Raw genomic sequence first — 18,351 nt, 5'->3', positions numbered from 1 at the left:
GGAGGGAACGGCCCGGTGCTTCGGTTGCCGGTCGGCTCTGCGATCCGTCATTGCGAGCGCAGCGAACCCAGTGTTCCGCGCGCTGCCCTGGGTTGCTTCGCTGCGCTCGCAATAACGGATTGTGTCGCTGAGGCGGCGAGGCGCTGTCCGCACGGCGCTATGCGCAAGGTTTGCGCGTGGAAAGGGAAGCGGCTGCGGCGGGCGGCGTGGCTACGTCATCTTTTGCCACGCCATGCCAGCGAGCGACGGTTCAGATCATCCATGTCCGCTTGGCCGGCAATCGCCGCGCGGCCGATGGTGATGGCGTGTGCCAGCATGTCGGCGGGAGCATGGGCATAGGCGGGACGGCGGACGATGTGGTCGTACCAGCACCCCCCGCAGGCGTTATCCAGCAGGATGCGCTGGAAACAATGGTCGGCGCGTACCGGCCAGCGGCGGGTGACGGCGAGTGCGGGAAGCTCGACCCGGGTGAGGTGGAGCCATTCGGCTTCCAGCGCGGCGCGGGTCTGGTCGGGCATGGGGGATGCTGGGCTTTCTTCCCTTCCCGACGGGGTCAGACTCTGTATCGGGGGAGGTGGTTTTCCCAGAACGGGGGCCGTCACGGGAGCAAGTCCCGTGACGTCGAACGGCGCTTTGGCGCCGCCGGCCGGCCGCGGTGGCGGCGCGCAAGCCCGTTCACATCAAATGTGAATGGGCTTGCCCTGCACCGCCATCGCGGCTTCCTTCATCGCCTCGGCATGGGTCGGATGCGCATGGCAGGTATAGGCGATGTCCTCGCTGGTCGCGCCGAACTCCATCGCCTGCGCCGCCTGTGCGATCATCGTGCCCGCCAGCGACGAGATGATCCACACGCCCAGCACCCGGTCGCTCTTGGCATCGGCAATGATCTTCACGAAGCCATCGGTGTCGCGGTTGGTCTTGGCACGGCTGTTGGCAGCGAAGGGGAATTTGCCGACCTTGATCTCGCCCGCCTTTTCCTTGGCGGCTTCCTCGGTCAGGCCGACACCGGCGATTTCGGGCATCGTGTAGACGACGCTCGGGATCACGTCGTGGTTCACGATGCCGGTCTGGCCAGCGATGTTCTCCGCCACCGCGACGCCCTCGTCTTCCGCCTTGTGCGCGAGCATCAGGCCGGGGGCGACGTCGCCGATCGCCCAGATGCCGTCGACATTGGTGCGGAAATCATGGTCGATGCCCACCTGCCCGCGATCGGTCAGCTTCACCCCGGCAGCCTCCAGGTTCAGGCCATCGATGTTCGGCTTGCGGCCGATCGCGACGAGCACGGCGTCGGTGGTGAGCGTCTTGCCCTCACCACCGGCGGCGGGTTCGATCGAGACGGTCGCGGTCGCGCCATCGACCGTCACGCCGGTGACCTTGGTCGAGGTCATCAGCTCGAAGCCCTGCTTCTTGAACAGCTTCGCGCTCTCACGGCGAACCTCGCCATCGAAGCCGGGGAGGATCTGGTCGACATATTCGACGACCGTGACCTTCGCGCCCAGCCGCTTCCACACGCTGCCGAGTTCGAGGCCGATGACGCCGCCGCCGATCACGACGAGATGCTCCGGCACCTTCGGCAGGGCCAGCGCGCCGGTCGAATCGACGATGATCTTCTGGTCGATCTCGACACCGGGCAGCGGCGTGACGGACGAGCCGGTCGCGATCACGATGTCGCGGGCGGTGACGGTCTGATCGCCCACCGTGACGGTGGTGTGATCCTTGAACGCGGCCTTGCCCTTCAGCCACGTCACCTTGTTCTTCTTGAACAGATATTCGATGCCGCCGGTCAGCTCGCCGACCGCCTTCGCCTTTTCGGCGTGCATCTGGTCGAGGTTGAGCGTGACGCCCTGGATATCGACACCGAACTTGGCGAGATGACCGCCGGTCGCCTCCGCATACAGTTCGGACGCGTGGAGCAGCGCCTTGGACGGGATGCAGCCGACGTTCAGGCAGGTGCCGCCGAGCGTCTCGCGCGCCTCGACGCACGCGGTGCGCAGGCCCAGCTGCGCGGCGCGGATCGCGGCGACATAGCCGCCCGGGCCGGCGCCGATCACAAGGACGTCATAGTCGTATTCAGCCATCGCTCTGCTCCATCGTGCTCCTGCGCAGGCAGGAGCCCAGGGTTACGGGTGACACCATACTTGGCTCTGGGTTCCTGCGTGCGCAGGAACACGGGCTAGAACAGTGTCTCGTACAAATCATTCCAACGCGGGTTGTCGTGTTCGATCAGACCGATCTTCCACGCCCGCCTCCACTTCTTCATCTGCAACTCGCGCTGCCTTGCCGCTTGTATGTCGTCGCTCGCCTCGTACCAGACAAGCAGCGTGCAGCCATGTTCCTTCGAGAAGCCGTCGATCAGGCGATTGCGATTTTGATAGGCGCGGGCTGGTAGATCGCTGGTGACGCCGAGGTAGAGGGTGCCGTTACACTTGCTCGCCATTAGGTAGACGTAGCCGGGCTTCATTCTTCGCGCCCTTCGCATTCCTGCGAACGCAGGAACCCAGAGCAACGAGCGATGCGCTCTGCGGCTCCAGGCTCCTGCGTTCGCAGGAGCACCTGGTTACAGGTCGATCAGGATGCGCGTCGGGTCCTCGATCGCGTTCTTCAGCGCGACGAGGAAGGTCACGGCCTCGCGACCGTCGATCAGGCGGTGGTCGTAGCTGAGGGCGAGGTACATCATCGGGCGCACCACGACCTGCCCGTCGCGGACGACCGGGCGGTCCTCGATGCGGTGGAGACCCAGAACCGCCGACTGCGGCGGGTTGATGATCGGGGTCGACATCAGCGATCCGAACACGCCGCCGTTCGAGATGGTGAAGGTGCCGCCCTTCATCTCGTCCATCTTCAGCGTGCCTTCCTTGGCGCGCTTGCCGAAATCGCCGATCGTCTTTTCGATGCCGGCGACCGTCAGGTCCTGCGCATCGCGGATCACCGGCACGACGAGACCGCCGGGCGAGGACACTGCGACCGAGATGTCGGCATAATCGTGATAGACGATGTCGTCACCGTTGATCGACGCGTTGACCGACGGAATGTCCTTCAGCGCCATCGTCGCGGCCTTCACGAAGAAGCCCATGAAGCCCAGGCGGACGCCGTGCTTCTTTTCGAACAGGTCCTTGTACTTGGCGCGCGCCTCGATCACCGCGGTCATGTCGACGTCGTTGAACGTCGTCAGCATCGCGGCGGTATTCTGTGCTTCCTTCAGGCGCTTGGCGATCGTCTGGCGCAGGCGCGTCATGCGGACGCGCTCTTCCTTGCGCCCACCGGTCGCGGCCGGTGCGGCGGCCGGCGCCGCCGCCGGAGCGGGAGAAGCGGCCGGCTTCGCGCTCGCCGCGGCCTCGACGTCTTCCTTGGTGATGCGACCGTCCTTGCCGGTGCCCTTGATCGTGGCGGGATCGACGCCGTGTTCCAGCACTGCACGGCGGACCGATGGGCTGAGCGCGGCGGGGCCGTCACCCTGCGGCTCGTCCGCGGGGGCAGGCGCCGGGGCGGGCGTCGGTGCGGCGGCAGGCGCCTGCGTCACGGCGGGCTGCGGCGCGGCGGCCTGGGCAGGCGCACCACCGGCGGCGTCGATCGTCGCGATCATCGCGCCGACCTGCACCGTATCGCCGACCGCGACGGCATGCTGGCCCATCACACCCGCGACGGGGCTGGGCACCTCGACCGACACCTTGTCGGTTTCGAGGCTGGCGATCGGCTCGTCGAGCGCGACCGCGTCGCCGGGCTGCTTCAGCCATTCGCCCAGCGTCGCTTCGGTGATCGATTCGCCCAGGACCGGGACGGTGACTTCGGTTGCCATGTTTCTATCCTTTTACCCCGCCGGAAGCCGGGACCAGTTGCCCGGACGACCGGCGGCGGTCGTCCGTGATGAATGTTCTAGCTGCTCGGTGCCTGGGCGGGCCGGGCGGTGGTGGTGCTGTCTTCGGCGCGCGTGCGGCGAATTTCCTCGCGGACGTTATGCCCCAGCGCGTCGGCGACCAGCGCACCCTGTTCGGCGGTATGCCGCTTCATCAGGCCGGTGGCGGGCGACGCGGCGGCGGTGCGGCCGGCGAAGCGCGCGCGCTTCACGGTGGCGTTCGCGGCGGCGAGCGATTCCTCGATCAGCGGCTCGACGAAGAACCAGTAACCCTGATTCTTCGGCTCTTCCTGTGCCCAGACGACTTCGCGCAGGTTCGGCATCCTCGCGATGCGCTTGGCCAGCGGTTCGCCGGGGAAGGGATAGAGCTGTTCGACACGCACGATCTGCGTGCCCGTGTCGCCCGCCGCGTCGCGGGCCTCCATCAGGTCGTACGCGACCTTGCCGGTGCACAGGACGAGACGCGTCGTTTCCGCCTCGGGCGCACCGTTGGTGTCCGACAGCATCCGCTGGAAATGCGTATCGCCGAGGAAATCCTCCGCCTTGCTGACCGCCAGCTTGTGGCGGAGCAACGATTTCGGCGTCATCACGATCAGCGGCTTGCGGAAGCTGCGATGCATCTGCCGACGCAGCAGGTGATAGTAGTTCGCCGGCGTGGTGCAGTTGGCGACCTGCATATTGTCGCCCGCGCATAGTTGCAGGAAACGCTCCGGCCGTGCCGAGCTGTGCTCGGGCCCCTGCCCTTCATACCCGTGCGGCAGCAGCATCACGAGGCCGTTGGCGCGCAGCCACTTGGCCTCGCCCGATGCGATGAACTGGTCGATCATGATCTGCGCGCCGTTCACGAAGTCGCCGAACTGCGCCTCCCACAGCACCAGCGTCTTCGGATCGGCGAGTGCATAGCCGTACTCGAACCCCAGCACGCCATATTCGGACAGCGGGCTATCGAGCACCTCGAAGCGGCCATGTTCGATGCCCTGCAACGGCACGAACTTGTGCTCGTCGGTCTGGTCGATCCACACCGCGTGACGCTGGCTGAAGGTACCGCGACCCGAATCTTGGCCGGACAGACGGACACCGTAACCCTCCGACAGCAGCGCACCGAAGGCCAGTGCCTCGCCGGTCGCCCAGTCGAAGTTCGCGCCGGTCGTGAACATCTGGCGCTTGGCGTCGAGCACGCGGGACAGCGTCTTGTGAACGGCCAGCCCCTCGGGGATCGTCGTCAGCGTGCGGCCGAGGCTGTCGAACAGCTTCTGCGCAATGCCGGTGTCGGCGGTGCGACGCGCGGTCTCGCCATCGGTCGGCGCCGACAGGCCGGTCCAGCGGCCGGCGAACCAGTCCGCCTTGTTCGGCTTGTAGCTGGCGCCCGCCTCGAACTCGCCTTCCAGTCGGGTGACGTACTGCTTGACGTTCTCGTCCACCCACGCCTGATCGATCACGCCTTCACCGACGAGGCGCTTCGAATAGATGTCGCTGACCGCGGGATGGTCCTTGATGACCTTGTACATCAGCGGCTGGGTGAAGCTCGGCTCGTCGCCCTCGTTATGGCCGAAGCGGCGATAGCACCACATGTCGATCACGATGTCGCGGTGGAACTTCTGGCGGAATTCCATCGCCATCTTGGTGGCGAAGGTCACCGCCTCTGGGTCGTCGCCGTTCACGTGGAACACCGGCGCCTGCACGCCCTTGGCCACATCCGACGGATAGGGCGAGCTGCGCGCGAATTGCGGGCTGGTGGTGAAGCCGACCTGGTTGTTGATGATGAAGTGGACGCAGCCGCCCGTGTTGTAGCCACGGATGCCGGAGAAGCCGAGGCATTCCCACACGATCCCCTGCCCGGCGAACGCCGCGTCGCCGTGGATCAGCACGGGCAGCGAGGCGCTGTGCTCCTTCAAGTCGCCGGCGATCGTCTGGATCGCGCGGGTCTTGCCCAGCACGACGGGATCGGCGGCCTCCAGATGCGACGGGTTCGCGACGAGGCTCATATGAACCTTGTGGCCATCGAAGTCGCGATCGTGGCTGGTGCCCAGATGGTACTTCACGTCGCCCGACCCGCCGATATCGTCGGGATTGGCCGATCCGCCGGCGAATTCGTGGAAGATGATGCGCAGCGGCTTCGACATCACGTTGGCCAGCACGTTCAGCCGGCCGCGATGGGCCATGCCGAACACGATCTCGCGCACGCCGTACTGACCGCCATACTTGATGACGCTTTCGAGCGCGGGGATCATCGATTCGCCGCCGTCGAGGCCGAAGCGCTTCGTGCCGACATATTTGCGGCCGAGGAACTTCTCCCACTGTTCGGCCTCGATCACCTTGTTCAGGATCGCCTTCTTGCCGTCGGCGGTGAACTCGATCGCCTTGTCCTGCCCCTCCATGCGCTCCTGCAGGAAGCGGCGCTCCTCGACATCGACGATGTGCATGAATTCGAGGCCGACATTGCCGCAATAGTTGCGACGCAGGGTGTCGACGAGCTGGCGGATCGTCGCCCATTCATACCCCATCGTGCCGCCCAGATAGACGGGGCGATCGATGTCGGCATCGGTGAAGCCGTAATATTCGGTCTTCAGATCCTCGGGCATCTCGCGCTTGGACAGGCCCAGCGGATCGAGATTGGCGGCGAGGTGACCGCGCACGCGGTAGGTGCGGATCAACAGCTGCGCGCGGATCGCGTCGCCGGCCGCCTTGATGATGTCGTCCTTCGACGGGGCAGCGGCGGCCGGCGCGGCGGCGGGCTTGCCCCCGCGCGCGGGCTTGGGCGCGGGCTCCATCTGGGTGGGGTCGAGCGCCGACGTCAGGTCGTCCGTCGTGGTCAGCGGCCAGCGGTCGCTTTCCCAGCTCGGGCCCTGGGCGGAGCCTTCGAGCCCCTCGAAGAAGGTGCGCCAGCCGGGCTCGATCGAACCGGGATCGGTGCCGTACTTCTCGTACAGCGCCTCGATGAACGCGGGGCTGACGCCCTGCGCGATGTCGTTGAAATCCTGGCCTTCGTAGCCCATCGTCTTCTTCCTTTAATCCCTCTCCCCTTGTGGGAGAGGGAGGGGCCCAAACCGGAGGCTTGGGAGGGTGAGGGGGACGTCGCGTCCCCACTCCCCCTCATCCGACGTCCTGCGGACGCCACCTTCTCCCACAGGGGGAGAAGGATTTTATCAGCCGTTCAGCACCGACAGCAGCGTCGAGCCCAACTCCGACGGGCTGGCCGCGACCTTGATGCCGGCCGCCTCCATCGCCGCGATCTTGCTCTCGGCATCGCCCTTGCCGCCCGACACGATCGCGCCGGCATGGCCCATGCGACGGCCCGGGGGCGCCGTGCGACCGGCGATGAAGCCGGCCATCGGCTTCTTGCGGCCACGCTTGGCCTCGTCGATCAGGAACTGCGCGGCCTGCTCCTCGGCGTCGCCGCCGATCTCGCCGATCATGATGATCGATGTGGTCGCGTCGTCGGCCAGGAACAGTTCCAGCACATCGATGAAGTTCGTGCCGTTGACGGGATCGCCACCGATGCCGACCGCCGTGGTCTGGCCAAGGCCGGCGTTCGAGGTCTGGAACACCGCCTCATAGGTCAGCGTGCCGGAGCGCGAGACGACGCCGACCGAACCCTGCTTGAAGATCGAACCGGGCATGATGCCGATCTTGCACTGGCCGGGCGTCAACACGCCGGGGCAGTTCGGGCCGATCAGCCGCGACTTCGAACCCGACAGCGCGCGCTTCACCTTGACCATGTCGAGCACCGGAATGCCCTCGGTGATCGCGACGATCAGCTCGATATCGGCGTCGATCGCCTCAAGGATCGAATCGGCGGCGAAGGGCGGCGGCACATAGATCACCGACGCGGTCGCGCCGGTCTTCGCCTTGGCCTCGGCCACCGTGTTGTACACCGGCAGGTCGAGGTGCGTGGTGCCGCCCTTGCCCGGCGTGACGCCACCGACCATCTGCGTGCCGTATTCCAGCGCCGCCTTGGTATGGAAGCTGCCGGTTTCGCCGGTCATGCCTTGCGTGATGACCTTGGTGTTCTTGTCGACGAGGATGCTCATTTTGTCTCCTGAAATACCGGGCCGACGGCGATGCGCACCGAAGGGTTTTTATTGCTGCCGGTCGATGCGAGGTCGATCACACGATGATCCCGTGCGATAAACATTTGCTCGCCCTTGCCATCATCTTTTATCGGCTTGCCGTACGCGGCAGCCATTGCATCCTGAAGAGCGGGATAGTCATCAACCGAACCGATGCGCGCCAATATGCTGCAGATTGGCGTTTGACCGGCCGATGTTCTTACAGACATCAGCATAAGATTGCCTTTGCCGTAAAAGATTACGTCTGATGCTAAAGGCTTACCACTTTCCGACATCACACCTTTGGACCAGCCATCAGAAACAAGCGATGCTTCGTCGATGCCCGTCGATGCCAAGCTTGCTGCGCACGACTGCACACCTTCCAAAATTTCGCTCTGCGATGCAGCCGCCCGTGGCGCAGCAGCGACGGGCACGGCGCAAACAGTTGCGAGCAGCACGCCACCCGTAATGCCCTTCCATGCCCGGTACGCCATTATTCAATCACTCCACCGGTTCCTTGCCGCTCAGCTCAGTTCAACGAACCGTCGATGCCCTTGCAGGCGACCAGCAGTTCCTTGACCGCGTCGACCGACACCGTGAGGTTGGCCTTCGCCTCGTCGTCCAGCTTGATCTCGACGATCTTCTCGACGCCACCGGCACCGATCACCACCGGCACGCCGACATACAGGTCGGTCACGCCATATTCGCCGTTCACATAGGCCGCGGCGGGCAGGACGCGCTTCTGGTCGTACAGATACGCCTCGGCCATCGCGATGCCGCTGGTGGCGGGGGCGTAATAGGCGCTCCCGGTCTTCAGCAAGCCGACGATCTCGCCGCCGCCGCCGCGCGTGCGCTTGACGATCGCGTCGATCTTCTCCTGCGTCGACATGCCCATTTCGATCAGGTCGGGAATGGGGATGCCCGACACGGTCGAATAGCTGATGACGGGGACCATCGTGTCGCCGTGGCCGCCCAGCACGAAGCTGGTCACGTCCTTCACCGATACCTTGAATTCGTCGGCGAGGAAGTGGCTGAACCGCGCCGAATCAAGCACGCCGGCCATGCCGACGACCTTGTTGTGCGGCAGGCCGGAGAATTCGCGCAGCGCCCACACCATCGCGTCGAGCGGGTTGGTGATGCAGATGACGAATGCATCAGGAGCGTTGTTCCTGATGCCCTCGCCGACCGCCTTCATCACCTTCAGGTTGATGCCGAGCAGGTCGTCGCGACTCATGCCCGGCTTGCGGGCGACACCGGCGGTGACGATGATGACGTCGGCACCGGCGATGTCGGCATAATCGTTCGAGCCGGTGATCGTGGCATCGAAGCCCTCGACCGGAGCGCACTGCGACAGATCGAGCGCCTTGCCCTGCGGAATACCCTCCGCCACGTCGAACAGGACGATGTCGCCCAAGCCCTTCAAGGCGGCGAGGTGCGCGAGCGTGCCACCGATGTTACCGGCGCCGATCAGCGCGATCTTCTTGCGGGCCATTCCAATCCTTCTCCGAAGCGGTGATTGGAAGCGGCGGGTACGCGGATTATAGGCCGGAGGCAACCTTTAAATGGCGTTATTGCAGTTGGTTCGCAAGTGCAATAACGGGATCAGGGTTCGGTCCAGTGTTAGCTGTCCCTCGCCGCCCGCCGTCAGACGCGGCAAAGCCGCGCCTTGTGGCGGGCTTTGTTGCGCTGGCCGGGCTGGTCGGCGTGCGCGTCAGCTTCGCTAGCGCGTCTCGCCGTCTGCGCCGTGCCCCTGCGCCAGATACTCATCCGACCGCATCTCCTCCAGCCGACTCACCGTCCGCTGGAATTCGAACACGCCGTCTCCGCTTGCATAGAGATCGCCCGGCTCCGCATTGGCCGCCGCGAGCAGCTTCACCTTATGCTCGTACAGCGCATCGATCAGCGCCACGAACCGCGCCGCCTCGTTGCGGTTCTCCGGACCCAGGCGGGGGATACCGACGAGGATGACGGTGTGGAAGCGGCGGGCGACGGCGAGGTAATCCGCCGCGCCGCGAGCCTCGCCGCATAATTTCCTGAACGAGAAGACGGCCACGCCCTTCAGCGCCTTGGGCACGTGCAGCGTCCGGCCCTGTACCTTCAGTTCCTCCGACGGGATCGGCTCCGTCACCTCATGATCGGTCAGGCGGAAAAACGCGGCGGACAGGTTGTCGGTTGCCTCGGCGCCGTTGGGGACCAGCCACGTATCCTGGCTGCCCAGCCGGTCGCGGCGGTAATCGATCGGGCCGTTCAGCGTCACGACGTCCAGCGTCTGCTGGATCAGCGCGATGAAGGGCAGGAAATGCTCGCGGTTCAGGCCGTTCTTGTAGAGATCGGCGGGCGCGCGGTTCGACGTGGTGACGATCGTCACCCCCGCCTCGATCAGCGCGGTGAACAGCCGCGACAGGATCATCGCATCGGGGCTGTTCGTGACCATCATCTCGTCGAAGGCGAGCAGCCGCGCTTCTTCGGCCAGCGCGGCGGCGACGGGCAGGATCGGGTCGCCCTGTTCCTTGCGGCGCTCCACCGCGATGCGGCCGTGCACCTCCAGCATGAATTCGGCGAAATGGACGCGGCGCTTCCGGTCGATCGCGAGGTGATCGTAGAACAGGTCCATCAGCATCGACTTGCCGCGGCCGACATCGCCCCACGCATAGACGCCACGCGGCGCCACCGTCTTGCGCCGAAAGAAGCCGGACTTGCGGGGATGCTCCAGTTCGGTGGCGAGCGCATCGAGGCGGCGGGCGGCGGCGGCCTGTTCCGGATCCGGGCGCAATTCGCCCGCGGCGATCAGCGCGTCATAGACGGCGAGGACGGCGCTCATTTCGGTAACGACTTTCGGATGGTGCCGGAAAAGGCGGCGATGCGGGTTTCGTCATCGCCCTGGACGACGAGGCCGCGCAGGAACAGCAGCCGCCCGGTCTCCTTGAGCAGATCGACCTGCGCCTCGATCGGCCGGCCGATCGCGCCGGCACCGATAAATTGCGTGTCGAGGCCCAACGTCACCGCCGTTCCCGCCTCGATCACGCCGAACCCGCGCGCGGCGGCGAACAGCGCAATGTCGATGAAGGCGAGGATCACGCCGCCATGCACCGCGTCGCGGACGTTGGAATGGCGATGCTCGGGCGTCATGCGGACGCGCACCGATGACCCCTCGACCCGGAACAGGATCGGGCCGAGCAGCGAATTGAACCGGGTCGGGTCGATCGGTTCCCATTGCCGCCAGCCCGGATGGCCGGCGGCATCGATCTCCATGAAAGGCGGCGTCAACGGATCAGACGATCCGCTCGGCTTCCATCTTCTTGATCTCGGCGATCGCCTTGGCGGGGTTCAGGCCCTTGGGGCAGACGTTCGCGCAGTTCATGATCGTGTGGCAACGATACAGGCGGAACGGATCCTCCAGCTCGTCCAGCCGCTCGCCGGTCATCTCGTCGCGGCTGTCGGCCAACCAGCGATACGCCTGCAACAGGATCGCCGGCCCCAGGAACTTGTCGCTGTTCCACCAGTAACTGGGGCAGCTGGTCGAGCAGCAGGCGCACAGGATGCACTCGTACAGACCGTCCAGCTTGTTGCGATCCTCCGGCGACTGCAGCCGCTCCTTGCCCGAGGGCGGCGGCGTGACCGTCTGCAACCACGGCTTGATCGAGCTGTACTGCGCGTAGAAGTGCGTAAAGTCGGGCACCAGATCCTTCACCACGTCCATATGCGGCAGCGGGGTGATGCGGATATCGCCCTTCACATCCTCGATCGCGGTTGTGCAGGCGAGGCCGTTCTTGCCGTCGATGTTCATCGAGCACGACCCGCAGATGCCTTCGCGGCACGAACGGCGGAAGGTGAGCGAGCTGTCCTGTTCGCCCTTCATCTTGATGAGCGCGTCGAGCACCATCGGGCCGCATTCGTCGAGATTGATCTCGAACGTGTCGTAACGGGGATTCTCACCGCTGTCGGGATCGTAGCGATAGACCTTGAACTTCTTCAGCCGGTCCTTCCCCGCCGGCGCGGTCGCCGCGGCATGGGTGACGCCCTGCTTGATCTTGCTGTTCTTGGGGAGGGCGAATTCGGCCATGGAGGGTTCCCGTCAGGTGATTGCCCGAGCCGTTACATCATGGGCACGGCGCGGGCAAATCCTGTGGTGCGACGCGGTAACTCAGATCATGACGACTCAGATCACGTCGAGGACGAGGCGGAGGCGCTTGGCCTCTTCGGCCTCGATATACCAGTTGGACGGTGCCTTTTCGAGCAACTCGTCGAGCGGCACGTCCGAACCCCGGACCAGCGCCTCGAACCCCTCGTTCTGGATGTCGATCGAATGTTCGATCTCGTGCAGCTTGGCCTTCAGCGCATAGGCCAGCGTGTTGAGCGGGCCGTCCAGCTCCACCGTCGCCTTCATCTTACGCTCGTGGATCATCAGGCGGGTGCCGCGGGTCAGGAAACGGCTGTCGACCGGGAAGGCAGACATGAAGGTCGCGCCGGCCGAATACACCGCCACCTTGCCGAGGAACAGCGTGTCGCGGCCGGTATATTCGCGGATCAGGCGGATACCGTCGCCCATCGCGCGCGCCATTTCGGGGTCGCCGCCCAGCGTGGTGATCGACACGACCAGCGGCCCCTCGGTCGGGGCATTGATCACCTGTGCCTTGAAGTTGGTGTACATCGCCTCGTCCACCGTCCCGTACAACTGGACATGGGGCACGGCGAGGAGCGGATAATTGGCGGCGTTGCCGGGTTTGTCTGTCATGGCGCGGCCAACCGTCTTTCCCGCCAACGGTTCCGGTCCGGCCCGACTTTTACCAACCTTTTTAATCGTCCAGCATACTCACCGCCGGGCGCCCGACCGGCGATGTCGCGACCCGTGGACCGCGCGCATCGAGGGCGGCGAGCCAGCGGGCCGCCCCTGCCCCGATCGCGACCTGCGGGCCGGATGGCTCCAGCTCGCCCTGCCGCTCCCATGTCGCGATCAGCCCCTGCGCTTCGCTCGCGGCGCGATTGAGCGGCTGGACCTTGCGCAGGGCGTGGTTGACCAATGCGTCGCCGAAGAACGTCCAGTCGCTGTCGGCCTGACACCCGAACGAGGTGCGATCCGCCGATGATGCCGTCACGATCGCGCTGTCCGCCGATTGCAGCATCGGCACGAACACGCCCGAAAAACAGGCGCTGACCAACACCAGTCGCCGGCCGATCCCCAGTTGGGAAAACGTCGTCCACAGCCGCGTCGGCGAGATCACGCCATACCCCTGATCGCCGTCGTTATAGACCAGACCGATCGGCGCGCCGTGGCTGGTGACGTAGAGCACCAGCACATCCTCGCGCACATCCATCACCTCGGCGATACGGGCGAGCGCGATGTCGAGGCTGGCGGGCGATCCCATCGCGAGCGGTGGGCCACCGCGGCCATCGGCGCCGGCAAGGACGATCGTACGGTTCGCCGCGTCGTAACGGCGGGCGAGGACCGCGCCGGCTTCCCGTGCCTCCCGCGCGAACACCGGATCGCTGTCGAGCGCGATCGTCACGACATAGGCATCGACCACCCCCGGCCGCTGCGGCGCCAGCCCGCCCAGCGCCTGTTCCAGCCGGCGATGCTGGGCAAGGCGGCTGGCGGCGGTCCGATCATGCTCGATCGCCGCACCACCATCGGCGAGCGCCACGGCCTGTTCCGGTGTCGCGTCGTCGAACAGCGGTGGGTCGGCGGCGTGGACGGGCGGCGATTCGGGCGCGGCCGGTCGCGCCTGCGGCGGCGGCAACGGCGCGGAGGCCGTCAGCAATACCGCTATCAACCAGCCGATCCGTGCCATCATAATGGGATTGTCCGGCGCATTTGGTTTTCGGTCAAGCGATGTGACGGGTGAAGGGCGTCGGGGATCGCCGCACTATGTTCCCGCCTCGGGCAGGCGCGCAGTGATGTCGCCTGTGGCTTCGAGCTTTCAGGTCCGCAAGACATTCACAAGGCCACGGACTATCCCGCCAAAGCCGCCACCCCGGCGGAGGCCGGGGTCCAGTTGGGCGAACCATCATGATGACTCAAGACGGCCTTCCCATCTAGACCCCGGCCTCCGCCGGGGTGGTATGGGTTCTGCAAAACCCACCCCCGCACCAAAATGGAGTTACCGTTTGGCCTGAGCGATCTCGAAGCCTGTCCTGAGCTACGCCGAAGGGGCCACCTCTCCACAAGGTGCTTCGACTTCGCTCAGCATGAACGGATCGAGATAGGCCAGATCCTTCCGTAATCAGCCGCTCAGTACACCCGCTTCTTCGGCTTGATGTACTCGATGTCGTCGGTCATCGTGTAGTCGTGGACCGGGCGGTAATCGATCGCGACGTCGCCGCCATTGCCGCCCCAGCCGTCGAACGTGGTCAGCGTGTGCTTCATCCAGTTCGCGTCGTCGCGCTCCGGGAAATCCTCGTGCATGTGAGCGCCGCGTGATTCCTTGCGGTTTTCGGCGGCCTTGATGGTGACGGACGCCTGCGCCATCAGATTGTCGAGTTCCAGCGTCTCGACCATGTCGGTGTTCCAGATCAGCGAGCGATCCTTGACGCCGACATCCTGCAACCCGCGATAGATCGACTCCATCTGGCTGACGCCCTCCGTCAGCAACGCCGAATCGCGGAACACCGCGCAATGCTTCTGCATGGTGCGCTGCATCTGCGTGCGCAGTTGCGCGGTGGGCGTGCCGCCGGCGGCGTTGCGGAACTTGTCGAGGCGGCCGATCGCGAGGTCTTCCGACCCCTTGGGCAGCGGATTGTGCGGCGTGTTGGGCTTCAGCTGGTCCTTGATCCGCAGACCCGTGGCACGGCCGAACACGACCAGATCGATCAGCGAGTTCGAGCCGAGGCGGTTGGCGCCGTGGACCGAGACGCACGCCGCCTCACCCACCGCGAACAGGCCGGGGACGACGCTGTCGGGATCGCCGTCGCGCAGGCGCACGACTTCGCCGTGATAGTTCGTCGGGATGCCGCCCATGTTGTAATGGACGGTCGGCGTGACCGGCAGCGCCTGACGCGTCAGGTCGACACCGGCGAAGATCTTGCCGGTTTCGGTGATGCCCGGCAGCCGCTCCGCCAGCACCTTGGGATCGATGTGATCGAGGTGCAGGAAGATGTGGTCCTTGTGCTCGCCGACGCCGCGACCTTCCCGCATCTCCATCGCCATCGACCGCGACACGACGTCGCGGCTGGCAAGGTCCTTCGCCGACGGGGCATAGCGTTCCATGAAGCGCTCGCCCTCGGAATTGGTCAGATAGCCGCCCTCGCCGCGCGCACCCTCGGTGATGAGGACGCCGGCGCCGTAGATGCCGGTCGGGTGGAACTGCACGAACTCCATGTCCTGCAGCGGCAGGCCGGCGCGCAGCACCATCGCGTTGCCGTCACCGGTGCAGGTGTGCGCCGAGGTGGCGGAGAAATAGCAGCGGCCGTAACCGCCGGTCGCCAGCACCACGTTATGCGCACGGAAACGGTGGATCGATCCGTCTTCCATGCACAGCGCGATCACGCCGCGGCAGACGCCGTTTTCCATGATGAGGTCGAGCGCGAAATATTCGACGTAGAAGTCGGCGTCGTACTTCAGCGACTGCTGGTACAGCGCGTGCAGCATGGCGTGGCCGGTACGGTCGGCGGCGGCGCAGGTGCGCTGCACCGGCGGACCCTCGCCCATGTTCTGCATATGGCCGCCGAACGGCCGCTGATAGATCGTGCCGTCCTGATTGCGGCTGAACGGCACGCCGGCATGTTCCAGCTCGTACACCGCCTGCGGCGCCTCGCGACAGAGATACTCGATCGCGTCCTGGTCGCCGAGCCAGTCGGACCCCTTGACGGTGTCGTACATGTGCCACGACCAGTGATCGGGCGAATTGTTGCCGAGCGAGGCGGCGATGCCGCCCTGTGCCGCGACGGTGTGCGAGCGGGTCGGGAACACCTTGGTGATGCAGGCGGTCTTCAGACCCGCCTCGGCGATGCCCATCGTGGCGCGCAGGCCGGAACCGCCCGCGCCGACGACGACCGCGTCATAGGTATGGTCGATGATCTTGTAGGCTGCGGTCATTACGCGGCGGCTCCGAACGCGATCTTGAGGATCGAGAAGATGGCGATGCCGGCGGTGACCAGCACGAACAGGTTGAGCGCCAGCATGCTGACGACGCGGCTTTCGTTGTGCGTGTAATCCTCGATCAGCACCTGAAGCCCCAGGCGGAAATGATAGAAGACCGACGCGATCAGCAGCAGCATCGGCACCGCGACCCACGCGCTCTGCACCCACAGGCGCATCGAGGCGTAATCATAGGCGGGCTGGCGCGCGACCGCGATCAGCAGCCACAGCATCAGGAACAGGTTGGACGCGGCGGTGAACCGCTGCCACAGCCAGTGATGCGCGCCTTCCTTGGCGGAACCGAGACCGCGGACGCGGCCGAGTTGCGTGCCCGAACCCATCAGTTCATCCCCATGTAGAGCCAGTAGCCGATCGACAGCACGACCGCGCCGACCATCGTCATCATCGCCCATGTCTTGTTGGTGCGCAGTTCGTACCCCGCGCCGATGTCGAGGAAGAAGTGGCGGATGCCCGTCATCATGTGCTGGAACAGCGACAGCGTCAGCCCGACGCCGACGATCCAGCCGAGAATGTTCAGCTTGCCGGTATCGGTCGTGAACGTGTCGACGAAGGTCGCATAGCTTTCCGCCCCGCCGGCGAGCGCGGCCAGCCACCAGACGAACAACAGGGTGCCGACCGTCGCCAGCCCGTCGCCGGTGGCGCGGTGAAGGATCGAGACCAGCATGTGCGGACCCCAGCGCCAGATCGTGAGATGCGGGCTGAGTGGCCGGGCGGGATTGCGGGATGCCAAGACGGTTTCCTCGTCACGGGGAAAATGAGTGCAGGCCGCCCTATTAAACGTGGGGCCGGACGATGCAACCCGGCCCCCGTGCCTAACCAACTCTTAACGTCTCTATCCTAGCATCGGGCAACACAGATCATTGCCGGGCCCGACCCCGGACCATCCAAGGGAACGCCGTGAGCAGCATCGAGATCCCCACGCCCGGCCTGATCGCAGCCGGGATCGACATCGAGGCGCGAATCCGGGCGTTCGACGGCGGCGAGCGGACGCTGGTCGCCGCCGCGGCGGCCCTGTGGGACATCATCAGGGACGACGCCGACATCATCGTCGAGGCGTATTGGAACCACTGGCGGATGGCCAATCCGGACGCGGCGGAATGGACCCCGCTCGACCGGCAGCGCCGGGTAGAGGCGGGGCGGGCGTATCTGCACAACCGTTTCACCGACCTGTCGGGCCGGGCGTGGATCGAATCGCTCGAACGCGCGGTCGCATCCGCCTATGTCGCGGGCGTACCGACCATGGCGGTGCTGGCCATGTCGTGCGCGAGCGACCGTGCGTTGCTGAAGACGCTGATGAAGGCGGTGCCGGCCGGCGCGCCGGGATATGCGACGCATGTCGATACGCTGCTGCGGATGTTCGGACTGGAAACCGAACTGACCGTCGAGCTGTTCGCGGGCTTCACCGCGTTCACGGCGCTGGGCGCGCGCGAACATCTGGCATCCGATTTCCGCGCCCGGATCGCCGCCACCGTCGACGATGCGATGGAAGACGGCGTGCAGTTGCGCGGGCAGAGCAACCGCGCGTCGAGCTTCGCGCGCGGCATGCTGGGCAAGGCATCCGAAGTCGCCGCCGCCGCCGAACAGTCGGCGGTCGCGATGCGCGAGGCGGCGCAGACCTCCGCCGGCCTGATCCGCGCGATCGAGGATGCCCGGAACGAGGTGGAGGCCGCCGCCGAGATCGCCACCCGCGCCTCCGCGCAGGCGGGTCAGGCGGTCGGCATGTCGGAAACGCTGTCGGACCATGCCAAGTCGATCGAATCGATCCTTGGCCTGATCCGCGACATCGCCGGCCAGACCAACCTGCTGGCCCTGAACGCCACGATCGAGGCCGCCCGCGCGGGCGATGCCGGTCGCGGTTTCGCGGTGGTGGCGCAGGAGGTGAAGAGCCTGGCGAACCAGACCGCGCGCGCCACCGACGACATCGCCGCCAAGATCGCCGCGATCCAGTCCGCCACCCGATCGACGGTGGAGACCAATGCGTCGATCAAGTCGACCGTCGCCGAGGTACAGGAATCGGCGGAGCGCATCCGTTATGCGATGGAGGCGCAGGCACAAACCGTCACCGCGATCACCGCCGCCGTCGACGAAACTGCGCTGGCCGCCGATTCGATGTCCAGCACGATCGCCGCGATCCGCGAGGATACCGAGATGGTCGCATCGCAGATCGACGGCGTCGGCCACGGCTTCGACGCGCTCGATGGACGACTGGGCGCGCTGAAGACCAGCGCCGGCGATTTCGTGGGCAAGGTCGCCGCCTGAGGCAGGCGTTCGCTTCCACCCACGCAAGGATCGCACCACGCCCCTCCCCTTACCGTCATCCCGGCGAAAGCCGGGGCCCATGGTCGCGATGACGA

17 protein-coding genes are annotated in these 18,351 nt (G+C 65.8%); 1 reads left to right on the top strand and 16 read right to left on the bottom strand.

Annotated features, from left to right (window positions below; translation table 11 throughout):
- Positions 1 to 215 precede the first annotated feature (215 nt).
- The 16 genes from JAO74_RS06030 to sdhC form a co-directional block, all read right to left on the bottom strand.
- A complete protein-coding gene (locus JAO74_RS06030) occupies positions 216 to 518 on the bottom strand; it encodes a GCN5-related N-acetyltransferase (protein WP_199036178.1) in 303 nt (100 codons plus the stop codon).
- Positions 519 to 680: 162 nt separating this feature from the next.
- Positions 681 to 2,078 (bottom strand): dihydrolipoyl dehydrogenase, encoded by a 1,398-nt coding sequence (lpdA, locus tag JAO74_RS06025; RefSeq protein ID WP_199036176.1) that lies wholly within the window; start codon positions 2,076 to 2,078, stop codon positions 681 to 683.
- 95 nt (positions 2,079 to 2,173) lie between these two features.
- Positions 2,174 to 2,461: a GIY-YIG nuclease family protein gene (locus JAO74_RS06020; protein WP_269845926.1), complete on the bottom strand. Its 288-nt coding sequence runs from the start codon at positions 2,459 to 2,461 to the stop codon at positions 2,174 to 2,176.
- A 96-nt stretch (positions 2,462 to 2,557) separates the two neighbouring features.
- Positions 2,558 to 3,796 (bottom strand): 2-oxoglutarate dehydrogenase complex dihydrolipoyllysine-residue succinyltransferase, encoded by a 1,239-nt coding sequence (gene odhB / locus JAO74_RS06015; protein ID WP_199036174.1) that lies wholly within the window; start codon positions 3,794 to 3,796, stop codon positions 2,558 to 2,560.
- Between the two features lie 77 nt (positions 3,797 to 3,873).
- Complete coding sequence (locus JAO74_RS06010) at positions 3,874 to 6,849, bottom strand: 2-oxoglutarate dehydrogenase E1 component (RefSeq protein ID WP_199036172.1); 2,976 nt, start codon at positions 6,847 to 6,849, stop codon at positions 3,874 to 3,876.
- Between the two features lie 150 nt (positions 6,850 to 6,999).
- Positions 7,000 to 7,884 carry a succinate--CoA ligase subunit alpha gene (gene sucD / locus JAO74_RS06005; RefSeq protein ID WP_199036170.1) on the bottom strand — a complete coding sequence of 295 codons (885 nt, stop codon included), beginning with the start codon at positions 7,882 to 7,884 and terminating at the stop codon, positions 7,000 to 7,002.
- Entirely contained in the window at positions 7,881 to 8,396 is a 516-nt protein-coding gene (locus tag JAO74_RS06000; protein WP_199036168.1) for a hypothetical protein, read from the bottom strand. The genes sucD and JAO74_RS06000 overlap by 4 nt, the downstream gene beginning before the upstream one ends.
- A 35-nt stretch (positions 8,397 to 8,431) precedes the next feature.
- The gene (gene mdh / locus JAO74_RS05995) at positions 8,432 to 9,394 is read right to left on the bottom strand and encodes a malate dehydrogenase (protein ID WP_199036167.1); all 963 of its coding nucleotides are present in this window, start codon (positions 9,392 to 9,394) and stop codon (positions 8,432 to 8,434) included.
- Between the two features lie 228 nt (positions 9,395 to 9,622).
- Positions 9,623 to 10,723, bottom strand: a complete 1,101-nt coding sequence (gene zapE, locus JAO74_RS05990) for a cell division protein ZapE (protein ID WP_199036166.1) — start codon at positions 10,721 to 10,723, stop codon at positions 9,623 to 9,625.
- Positions 10,720 to 11,154 carry a PaaI family thioesterase gene (locus tag JAO74_RS05985; RefSeq protein WP_199036703.1) on the bottom strand — a complete coding sequence of 145 codons (435 nt, stop codon included), beginning with the start codon at positions 11,152 to 11,154 and terminating at the stop codon, positions 10,720 to 10,722. The genes zapE and JAO74_RS05985 overlap by 4 nt, the downstream gene beginning before the upstream one ends.
- 19 nt (positions 11,155 to 11,173) lie before the next feature.
- Positions 11,174 to 11,965, bottom strand: a complete 792-nt coding sequence (locus JAO74_RS05980) for a succinate dehydrogenase iron-sulfur subunit (protein WP_199036165.1) — start codon at positions 11,963 to 11,965, stop codon at positions 11,174 to 11,176.
- A gap of 96 nt (positions 11,966 to 12,061) precedes the next feature.
- Positions 12,062 to 12,637: an ATP-dependent Clp protease proteolytic subunit gene (locus tag JAO74_RS05975; protein WP_199036164.1), complete on the bottom strand. Its 576-nt coding sequence runs from the start codon at positions 12,635 to 12,637 to the stop codon at positions 12,062 to 12,064.
- 61 nt (positions 12,638 to 12,698) lie between these two features.
- Positions 12,699 to 13,694 (bottom strand): C13 family peptidase, encoded by a 996-nt coding sequence (locus JAO74_RS05970; protein ID WP_199036162.1) that lies wholly within the window; start codon positions 13,692 to 13,694, stop codon positions 12,699 to 12,701.
- A 437-nt stretch (positions 13,695 to 14,131) separates the two neighbouring features.
- Positions 14,132 to 15,934, bottom strand: coding sequence for a succinate dehydrogenase flavoprotein subunit (gene sdhA, locus JAO74_RS05965; RefSeq protein WP_199036160.1), 1,803 nt, complete (start codon positions 15,932 to 15,934; stop codon positions 14,132 to 14,134).
- Complete coding sequence (gene sdhD, locus JAO74_RS05960) at positions 15,934 to 16,317, bottom strand: succinate dehydrogenase, hydrophobic membrane anchor protein (protein ID WP_199036158.1); 384 nt, start codon at positions 16,315 to 16,317, stop codon at positions 15,934 to 15,936. The genes sdhA and sdhD overlap by 1 nt, the downstream gene beginning before the upstream one ends.
- Positions 16,317 to 16,727, bottom strand: coding sequence for a succinate dehydrogenase, cytochrome b556 subunit (gene sdhC / locus JAO74_RS05955; RefSeq protein WP_199036156.1), 411 nt, complete (start codon positions 16,725 to 16,727; stop codon positions 16,317 to 16,319). Before sdhC ends, sdhD begins: the two co-directional genes overlap by 1 nt.
- 182 nt (positions 16,728 to 16,909) lie before the next feature.
- Between sdhC and JAO74_RS05950 the strand changes: the two genes are divergently transcribed.
- Positions 16,910 to 18,256, top strand: coding sequence for a methyl-accepting chemotaxis protein (locus JAO74_RS05950; RefSeq protein WP_199036702.1), 1,347 nt, complete (start codon positions 16,910 to 16,912; stop codon positions 18,254 to 18,256).
- The last annotated feature ends 95 nt before the right edge of the window (positions 18,257 to 18,351 follow it).

The sequence above is a fragment of the Sphingomonas mollis genome, from assembly GCF_016427505.1.
GTDB classification, from domain to species: Bacteria; Pseudomonadota; Alphaproteobacteria; order Sphingomonadales; family Sphingomonadaceae; genus Sphingomonas; species Sphingomonas mollis.
This window is presented reverse-complemented; position numbering and strand designations above follow the sequence as displayed.

Coding starts and splice junctions, on each gene's coding strand:
- JAO74_RS06030 (WP_199036178.1), bottom strand. CDS start 518: ATGCCCGACCAGACCCGCGCCGCGCTGGAAGCCGAATGGCTCCACCTC.
- lpdA (WP_199036176.1), bottom strand. CDS start 2,078: ATGGCTGAATACGACTATGACGTCCTTGTGATCGGCGCCGGCCCGGGC.
- JAO74_RS06020 (WP_269845926.1), bottom strand. CDS start 2,461: ATGAAGCCCGGCTACGTCTACCTAATGGCGAGCAAGTGTAACGGCACC.
- odhB (WP_199036174.1), bottom strand. CDS start 3,796: ATGGCAACCGAAGTCACCGTCCCGGTCCTGGGCGAATCGATCACCGAA.
- JAO74_RS06010 (WP_199036172.1), bottom strand. CDS start 6,849: ATGGGCTACGAAGGCCAGGATTTCAACGACATCGCGCAGGGCGTCAGC.
- sucD (WP_199036170.1), bottom strand. CDS start 7,884: ATGAGCATCCTCGTCGACAAGAACACCAAGGTCATCACGCAAGGCATG.
- JAO74_RS06000 (WP_199036168.1), bottom strand. CDS start 8,396: ATGGCGTACCGGGCATGGAAGGGCATTACGGGTGGCGTGCTGCTCGCA.
- mdh (WP_199036167.1), bottom strand. CDS start 9,394: ATGGCCCGCAAGAAGATCGCGCTGATCGGCGCCGGTAACATCGGTGGC.
- zapE (WP_199036166.1), bottom strand. CDS start 10,723: ATGAGCGCCGTCCTCGCCGTCTATGACGCGCTGATCGCCGCGGGCGAA.
- JAO74_RS05985 (WP_199036703.1), bottom strand. CDS start 11,154: ATGGAGATCGATGCCGCCGGCCATCCGGGCTGGCGGCAATGGGAACCG.
- JAO74_RS05980 (WP_199036165.1), bottom strand. CDS start 11,965: ATGGCCGAATTCGCCCTCCCCAAGAACAGCAAGATCAAGCAGGGCGTC.
- JAO74_RS05975 (WP_199036164.1), bottom strand. CDS start 12,637: ATGACAGACAAACCCGGCAACGCCGCCAATTATCCGCTCCTCGCCGTG.
- JAO74_RS05970 (WP_199036162.1), bottom strand. CDS start 13,694: ATGATGGCACGGATCGGCTGGTTGATAGCGGTATTGCTGACGGCCTCC.
- sdhA (WP_199036160.1), bottom strand. CDS start 15,934: ATGACCGCAGCCTACAAGATCATCGACCATACCTATGACGCGGTCGTC.
- sdhD (WP_199036158.1), bottom strand. CDS start 16,317: ATGGGTTCGGGCACGCAACTCGGCCGCGTCCGCGGTCTCGGTTCCGCC.